Source organism: Shewanella sp. GXUN23E, from assembly GCF_050865035.1.
Lineage (GTDB): Bacteria > Pseudomonadota > Gammaproteobacteria > Enterobacterales > Shewanellaceae > Shewanella.
On sequence record NZ_JBOZWP010000040.1, the window covers coordinates 1 to 8504 of the forward strand.

General features: G+C 48.6%; 8 protein-coding genes. 3 read left to right on the forward strand and 5 right to left on the reverse strand.

Annotated elements, in window-relative coordinates; all coding sequences use genetic code 11:
- The coding region (locus tag ACRRUX_RS20375; protein WP_432534063.1) for a thiol:disulfide interchange protein DsbA/DsbL at window positions 1-525 on the reverse strand (525 nt) is incomplete at its 3' end.
- Between the two features lie 628 nt (window positions 526-1153).
- On the opposite strand from ACRRUX_RS20375, the gene ACRRUX_RS20380 reads away from it, so the two are divergent.
- From ACRRUX_RS20380 to ACRRUX_RS20390, 3 genes are all read left to right on the forward strand, one after another.
- Window positions 1154-2947 (forward strand): aryl-sulfate sulfotransferase, encoded by a 1794-nt coding sequence (locus ACRRUX_RS20380; RefSeq protein WP_432534065.1) that lies wholly within the window; start codon window positions 1154-1156, stop codon window positions 2945-2947.
- A 47-nt stretch (window positions 2948-2994) separates the two neighbouring features.
- The gene (locus tag ACRRUX_RS20385; RefSeq protein ID WP_432534067.1) at window positions 2995-3759 is read left to right on the forward strand and encodes an outer membrane protein OmpK; all 765 of its coding nucleotides are present in this window, start codon (window positions 2995-2997) and stop codon (window positions 3757-3759) included.
- A 145-nt stretch (window positions 3760-3904) separates the two neighbouring features.
- The gene (locus tag ACRRUX_RS20390; RefSeq protein WP_432534069.1) at window positions 3905-4891 is read left to right on the forward strand and encodes a LysR family transcriptional regulator; all 987 of its coding nucleotides are present in this window, start codon (window positions 3905-3907) and stop codon (window positions 4889-4891) included.
- A gap of 110 nt (window positions 4892-5001) precedes the next feature.
- Here ACRRUX_RS20390 and ACRRUX_RS20395 read toward each other — a convergent pair whose 3' ends face one another.
- From ACRRUX_RS20395 to ACRRUX_RS20410, 4 genes are all read right to left on the reverse strand, one after another.
- Window positions 5002-5475 (reverse strand): YybH family protein, encoded by a 474-nt coding sequence (locus tag ACRRUX_RS20395; RefSeq protein ID WP_432534071.1) that lies wholly within the window; start codon window positions 5473-5475, stop codon window positions 5002-5004.
- Window positions 5476-5520: 45 nt separating this feature from the next.
- Entirely contained in the window at window positions 5521-6879 is a 1359-nt protein-coding gene (locus ACRRUX_RS20400; RefSeq protein WP_432534073.1) for an alkyl sulfatase dimerization domain-containing protein, read from the reverse strand.
- Between the two features lie 65 nt (window positions 6880-6944).
- The gene (locus tag ACRRUX_RS20405; protein ID WP_432534075.1) at window positions 6945-7805 is read right to left on the reverse strand and encodes a helix-turn-helix domain-containing protein; all 861 of its coding nucleotides are present in this window, start codon (window positions 7803-7805) and stop codon (window positions 6945-6947) included.
- 313 nt (window positions 7806-8118) lie between these two features.
- A partial coding sequence (locus ACRRUX_RS20410; RefSeq protein ID WP_432534077.1) for an aryl-sulfate sulfotransferase occupies window positions 8119-8504 on the reverse strand: 386 nt, incomplete at its 5' end.

Sequence of the window (8504 nt, forward strand, 5' to 3'; positions counted from 1 at the left end):
TGTAATCGCTGGAATACCCTGGATCTTAGCCACTTCAACACCCTGATCCCACTTGGTGATCAGCGCCTGTACGTCAGCATTCTGGGCATTTTTATCAAACTCAGCGCGGCTCATACCCAGCACATCCAGGGCGAAGTCGACGGTGGAGTTGGCATCTTTAAACTTCACTTTCTTCACATGGTACTGATCGTAGTATTTGTCTTTCAGCTGCTTGAATACCTTGTCACCCTTGATGACTTTGGCGATAGCCAGTGCTGTGGTTTTTTCGGCACCAAATGGCGGCTTGGTAGTGATGTGATACTGATCCATTGTGCTGCCGGCAGGCAGAATGCTGTCGTTGGGAATGCCCGCTTTTTCGTACTTGTAGCAGAATGGACAGTTAATCGAGTAGATCTTCACGACCTGATTGGGGGCATTGAACTGAGCGGACTCAGGCAAAACCTGATACTCCACCCCTTCGGTTGCAGCCTGGGCAGTGAAAACAAACATTAACGAGGCAGCGGCGGCTAACAATGACTTTTTCATGAACTCTCCGTTTTATATCTTGCGGGTACTGGTGGGAAACCTAAATTTCCCACTTAGGTCAAATGTAATTAGATAAATCGATTTACAACTTATAGAGAATGAACTTATTCAAACTCGATAAAATAAATATTACTGGTTTCCGCATGTTTATCTCACACTTCTAATCAGTCTGTAGTTCATTCTATTAATATTTACGCCACGTCCTTTATGACCAAGGTCACAATTCAATATCCACACAAGAATAAGATTTCTACAATTTTAATTGAACACGAAAATCATATGCGTATTCAAATTTACCGATTAGTGCTATTAAGCTTTTAAAATTCTATGAGAGTCAGACTTTCCATAGACACTTACAGCAGACTGCCGGTACAGCTGCAACACCCAACACGCCTAGCTCTAACACAGCCTGAGCGAGAGATACGCCAGCATACTGAACCAATTATTTAGAATATTTGCATTTTCTATACCCCATTTTGGTTTTTTTTAACTTATATAGATTATTCCAATAAGGATAAAACTAACGCTACAAAAAATACCATCAAAAGGCAGGTTGTGACCTTATTCTCAAATTAATTCAACTAATCGAACTTATTATTTTTAGCGAACTAATTACTTGATTGGAGTCATGATGAAACGTCACATTTTAGCCGCATCTATTGTTGCTGCACTTTGCCAACCAGCATTAATTAACGACGCCGAAGCAGCCGGTTTTAAACCTGCACCAGCCGCCGGTAATCTGGGAGCGATTCTGGTTAATCCATATGGAAACTCTCCCCTGACCGCTATTTTGGACTTAGGCAGCAAGCGCCCAACTGACGTGACGGTTACCGTACACGGTAAAGGCAAAAAAGGGGTTGATATCGACTACCCTGTTGGCCAAAAGACCATGAACACTCATGACGGTATCCCGCTGTTTGGTCTGTATGCGGATTACAACAACCAGGTTACCGTGAAGTACACCCTGGACGGTAAAAAATACAGTGAAAAATACAATGTGTTGACCGGTGCCATCACCAATGAATACGTTGATAACCGTAACATCACTGTGCTGCCTGAAGTGCAGGTGAAGAAAGTGGCCAAAGGCTTCGAAGACCGTCTGTACATGGTTAACACCCACACCTACAACCAGCAGGGTTCAGATCTGCACTGGTCAGGTCAAAAGAGCAAAGACGCCGGTATCTTTGAATCCTCTCCGGCAATGGGCTCGCTGCCTTTTGAAAACGCTCCAATCACGCTGGTCGTCGATACTCAGGGTGAAATCCGTTGGTGGCTGGATCAGGACGCCGTCTATGATGGTACCGCCCTGGACGTCGAAAAGCGTGGCTATCTGATGGGCTTCCACGACAACGGTGAAGGCGAGATCACCTTCGTGCAGGGCCAGCGTTACGGCACCTTCGATCTGTTGGGTAACTTTGAATCCCGTCGTCTGCCACGCGGCTATGTCGATGCTTCCCACGAGCACAACATCATGCCTAACGGCGACTCATTGGTTCGCGCTGCAAAGGCCAACTACAAGAACTCTCAGGGCGACATCGTTCACACAGTACGTGACCACATTCTGCAGATCGATACCCATGGCAACCTGGTAGATGTTTGGAATCTGTCTCAAATTTTGGATCCTTACCGCGATGCGTTGCTGGAAGCACTGGATATGGGTGCCGTGTGCGTGAACGTGGATATTGAGCAGCAAGGGCAAACCGGTGAAATGAAGATCGATGCACCCTACGGCGATCTGCCGGGTGTCGTCGCGGGCCGTAACTGGGCACACGTGAACTCTATCGAATACGATCCAAAAGATGATTCCATCATCCTGTCTTTCCGCCACCAGGGCGTTGCCAAGGTGACCCGCGACAAAAAAGTGAAGTGGATTCTGGCACCATCTGAAGGTTGGAATGAAGAGCTGTCCAAGAAGCTGCTGAAACCCGTCGACAGCAAAGGCAAGCCTATCAAGTGTACTGAGAAAGGCGTTTGTGAAGGCGACTTCGACTTCGTTTACACCCAGCATACCGCCTGGTTGAACCCAGCGAACGGCCGCCTGACCGTACTGGATAACGGTGACGGCCGCGGCCACGAGCAGCCCGCGCTGCCAACCGACAAGTACACCCGTTTTGTTGAGTACAAGATTGACGAAAACAAGATGACGGTTGAACAAACCTGGGAATACGGTAAAGAGCGTGGCTATGAGTGGTACAGCCCAATCACCTCAAACGTTGAATACCGTCCGGACCGCGACACCATGTTCGGTTTTGGTGGCTCAATCCACCTTTATTCTCCAGGCGAACGCACCATAGGTAAGATCAACGAAATCGGTTATGACGACAAGAAAGTCAAAGTCGAAATCGACGTGCTGTCTGACAAGCCCAACTCCACACACTACCGGGCAATCATCGTAGAACCTACCAGCCTGTTTGGTAAGTAACGATTATCCAATGGGCCCGTCAGGGCCCATTTTATTGGGAGCATCCAATGAAAACCTCTGTAAACGCTATCACGCTGATGATGGTGATACTTGGCCTTTCCTCAGCCCAGGCTCACGCGGAAGTCATCGCGCAACAAAACACAGTTTTAGTCGGCTATGAATATCTGCTCAACGCCGAAGACAAAAACCCCAATCTGTATGATCAACCCTACCTGGTGCTGGCCAATACCACAGTCGCTGACTGGGGCTCTGTCACAGGTTGGCTCAGATTGGAAAATCCACTGGATACCGCCAAAAACCAACAGGATAAAGATGCAGGTGCCACCACGAAAGTGTGGTTAAAGCTGGATTACAACCTGGGCTCCAGCCCATTTAATCTCTGGGTTCAATCCTTCACCAATGCCAATGAAGCCTGCACGGAACAAAACCTGTATCTGGGGGCGTCATATGATGTGTTGGTTGGCAAATTGAAAGGCACAGTCGGTGTTGGCCTGCACTATGGTTATGGCAGTTTCTCGCCCACCGGAGCTTCATTTCACGCACTCACCGGCGGCGCGGTGACCGTCATGCTGGGTTATCCAATCACCCCTCATTGGTTTGCCAAGTTCTATTATGAATCACAGTTCAATCGCAGCGACGAGCACAGGCAGACCTTTAACTATGACAGCTATGGTCACCAGGCGGTATTGGGATTGGATTACCGATTCAACGAGCACTGGACACTGGGCACCCTCTACAAGCACAGGCAAAGCTGGGGCGGCGCGCTCAACGGTGGCGGAGAAGTCATGCTGGAAGCCGGTTACCACTTCTGATCACAATTTGTGATTTTTCAACGCTAAATTTCATATCTAAATAACTGTAAAGGGCCCTGTATATGTTTGCCGGCGCAACATCTAAAGGGCCTATACTCCGGTAGTATCCCCCCAAGTAGAGTGATATAGCCTCAGAGACCAAAACTTGAATAACCATGAAAACCTGAAAGACTTATCCGTTGCCCACCTGCAATTAATTGTCAGTCTAATCAAACATGGTAATGCCTGCGCCGCCTCCAATGACTTAAGGATGAGCCAGTCGACTATCAGCTATCACCTTAAGCGACTGAGAAGCATATTCGGTGATGAGATGTTCCTCAGAACCGGTTCAGGATTGAAGCCCACCGAACGTTGCCTGCAAATAGGCCATTTTGCCCGGGATCTGATTGGCCGTATTGAAGAAGAACTGATCCATGGCAATGTCTTCGAACCCACAGAAATAGAAAGGGAACTGATACTGCTCACCGATGACACAGCCTGTAGCTGGTTTGGCCCTTTGTTCGGGGAGCTACAAAAAGCCATGCCTAAAGTCAGCTTGTGTGCCCGCCCCTGGTATATGAATGCCATGCAGGATCTCGACAAAGGCACGGTTCACTTTGGTTTACATATCATGCAAAATGGAGCCAAGGGAATTTATGAACTGGAAGTCGTCCCCTGTTACCGTGTCTGCGTGGTGAGAGAAGGCCATCCGCTTGCAGCTAACAAGCAGGTCTCACTGGAAGATCTCAGCATGTATCCAGTGCTGCTCAATGACCTAGCAGGCTGGAATAACAATGGTAATTCGCTCATTGAGAGAATCCTCAAAGAAAATGGTCTTTCGGCGAACCTGGTTGGGCGAATTGGATATGTCAGCAGTATTTTTAATGCGTTGAGCCAAAGCAATGCCATTACCTATACCTCTGCAGTGACCTTACCCACTGATCTCACCGGCTTGGCAGTCCTTAAAGCACCGGATGAAATCGACGCCATCCAGTGCCATTACCGTCTCTATATCAGCAAGAGCCGTTATGGCAGTCAAGAAACCAACTACCTGATTGATTTTCTGTACAACTCATTCAAACACCATGTCGAAGCAAAATATGATCGACCTGAAGTGGCCACAATTATTGAGCAAATCAGCGCAGGCGCATAATACCAGCATCATCACAAGATGACTCACAGCTGTGCAGGGCTCAACAGGATATCAGTCCGGTTAAGAGCCCCAAAAACCTAACGACTACCACTAAACACAGTAAACATTCACTACCCAGCTGGCATACCGGAGTAGTGCAGGTGTTGAATCTTCCAGCCATCATCCTGGTTGATCAGCACCTGAGTTTCTCTTCCCCGGTTTTCAATCTGCCTATCATCTTTGGCGACTGTCGCCTTGAATAACCAGCTGAAAGTCACAATCGCGGTATTGCCGTGAATATCAATAGTGACATCGTCATTGATCGTTAACTCCCGTTTTGAAAACACCTTACCCATGGTTTTTTCATAGAAGTTACTATGGATCTGTTGCCAGCCATATTCAGTGCCTTTGGGATGAATAAAGACTGTCTCGTCACCGGTATTCCAAATCTGTTGGGCCAGCTGGGGCTGAGTATTAAATTCATTGACTGAGCGAGCGTAGGTATTCAGCAATTGGTGAATTTCCTGCTCCGCACTCGCTGCCCATACCTGACCCAGCACAGTGGTAAACAACAATGCTGCAGATAACATTCCTTTGATTTTCATTTGGCTTTTCCAATAGAAAAGCCCCCTTCAACGGGGGCTAATTGATTACTTCACTGCTTTTTGCAACGCTTCAAGTTCATTGGCGTAAGTGAAGTAGTAGTTGCGATTTGGTGCGTTGTAATCGCGAACCGCCATACCACGTAGCGCTTTAATCTTAATGTCACGATTTTTGTACTGATCCACACCATCCAGGTAACTCAGGTGATCAGTCAGTACCAAAGCCCACTGGTAGTCCTCAGCCTTCATTGCTTTTTCCAAATTAGCCTGTAGCTTGGCAGTCCCCCCCGCCAATCGCGCAAACTGCCTGGCGGTATCAGCATTGGACATTGGGTTCAAATTGGTTGGGTTACCGTCAAACCAACCGAACATGCCGGCAAAAATAGCCCTTGATGCATGCCCAACCGTACCGTAAAACTCAGTTAGATAAGGTTTATCCCGCAGGTGAGCTGGCAACTCGACACTCTGGGCTATGGTCACAGGATCCAACCCCTTGTTCATACCTGCCACAGTTTGGTCAAACACAGATTGAATCGCTTCGCTGTAATCCTTCAGCGCCGCCGTCGCTTTTTGCTGGCCAAGAATAGGTGTAGTGTGACCTCCCACCAAAGCCATCGGCTCGAAACCTGCCATCCTGGCTACCGATCTGGACCAGGTGCGCACATCACGGTATGGGGTGCCGCGGATCGCATACAGATTGGGGAACGCCTGATAAAAGTTATCACCGCTGAACAGCACCTTCTGGTTTGGCAGCCAGATAAACATGGCGTCGTTGGTCTCACCGGCAGCGGCATAGATCTCAATGTCTATGCCGGCAATACGGGTTTTGTAGTCGCCTTTAACTTCTATGGTTGGCTTGATAAAACCTGTGCCACGATCGTGGTCAATGGTTACAGCGGGCGCCACGCCGCGGTTGCTCTGCTCATGGGGTGGCAGCTTGCGACCAAACTGACGAACCTCCCGCTTTTTCTGGATTTGGTCCAGCACCTTATCCGTGCCGTGATGATGACCCATATTGGCCGGACCAATCACTTTGACATCTGACGCCCCGGCATAGGCTTTGGCGCCGCCGGTGTGGTCACCATGACTGTGGGTATAGATGATCGCTTTGACGGGTTTATCAGAATACTGACGGAAGTCTTTCAGCGCATTGCTGGCACTTGTCGGGCCCATTAGGCTGTCGATCATGATGACGCCATCATCCCCGACAATCATCGAAGTGGTCGCACCGTGATATCCGATGGCCGTATAAACATTGGGGGCAACCTGAACAATACGCTTGTCAAAATGCTGTTCGTGCTTGTTCAGCATTTGCGTCGCGCGTTCAGGTGTCACCAGAGTTGAAGCAAACGCGGCTGAGTTGCAGGCCGCTGCGCAGAGGGTCAGGGTAAATATGAACTTTTTCATCGTATTGGTATCCGTGGGGGGTTAACACAGGTCCATAGTAGAAAAAGCCCTGACAACGCAGCAGGTTAAAGCTTGTTTGATAATGGTAAATCCTGTCGCCAACGGTCCCGGAATTGCCTGGGGGTGCAGCCGGTGTGCTTTTTAAAATACTTGCTGAAATTCGTGGTTTCGTCGAACCCAAGTCGATCAGACAACTGATTGATATTCATCGGCTCGGTTGCCAATAAACGCTTGGCTTCCAACACCACCTGATTGTCAATGACTCGCTTTAGTGTGTAACCACTTACCTTCACACATATGCCATTCAGTTTGGTAAATCCCATCGCCATTAACCTGCAGTAATCAATAGCATTGCGGGTATCGGCCAAATGAGACTGCACCAATCCCAGCAATTGCTGGTACTGGAGTTCCAGCGCAGGTTCCATCTCTCCCGCCTGCCGCCCCTGAGTCAGACTCAGCAGCAGATTGGCACTGGTCAACTGCCGGTTGAGCTCGGGTGAATCATATTGCTGTTGACTCAAAATCAGCGACATCAACTGACCAATGATTTCAGTCTCCTTAGTGTCAAGTTTGGTGACAGGGTGTTGGCGCAACAACTTAAGGCAATCCAGAGGAAGGAACACTCTGAGCCGCCGATAATACTCCTCTGTCATCAACAAAAGATCCCCGGACATGGGAGTTGAAAAGTCGTAGGCGTGCACCTGCCCGGGGGCGATATAGACGAGGTCTCCGGCTTGGTAGGGATGCAATGCGAAATCGATTCTATGGGTGCCGGGAGCCCGGCTGCGAAAAAGACAATGAAAACCAACCCGGTGTAACGTGTCAGGGCGCGGCGAATAATCCAGCCCCCGCTGATAAAAGCTGTCCAGCGACAGCAGTTCCAACTGTCGTTTTGCGTGTTTAAAACCAACAAAAGGTATATCCATATCAGTCAGATAGCACTATTCAGCAATCAATCTCTGAAGCCTGACACAACCAGTTCAGGGGAACCGTTAGCTGGATGGAAAACACAAAAAAAAGTGGCTCACAGGGAGCCACAAAGTAGAGGAGTAGTAAACTTCAGACTGCAAGGCTCAAAGGCAGCGAACGGGAGCAATGGTTCGGTTCTCTGAGCCTCACAGGACTGAATTATTGTTATAGTGATGAAGCCGTTACAGTAAAAATATCGTGCTTAATCAAATACTCATTGAACAGATTTGATTGACCCCTTTTTCCCGGAGTCAATCGACACAAATCAGGTTACTTCATCATCTCGTTTACATTGATAGTCTGAGCGCGGTATCCCGTCGCGAACATCTTGTGACCATCGATTTCGATGTAAACAGAAGGCTCTTTCTCTCCATACTTGTGTTCGGTCAGAATGGACTTAACCTTACCTGTGGTTTCGTCCATCTTCAGGTTACCGTAGCCACCGCCCACACCGAACAAACCGGCAGATGCAAAGTAGCCCAGCATGGAGTCTTTATCAGCCTGATACTTGGTGATGGAAGTCACCGGTGAGTAGCCCTTGTAGCCCAGCTCATCTTTACCGTATTCCCATACCTGCTGTACCGTCATCTTCTTCGGATCAATCTTGTACTCTACCAGGCGGCTGTACTTGTCTGTTGGGAAGGTTGGCTGCTCGA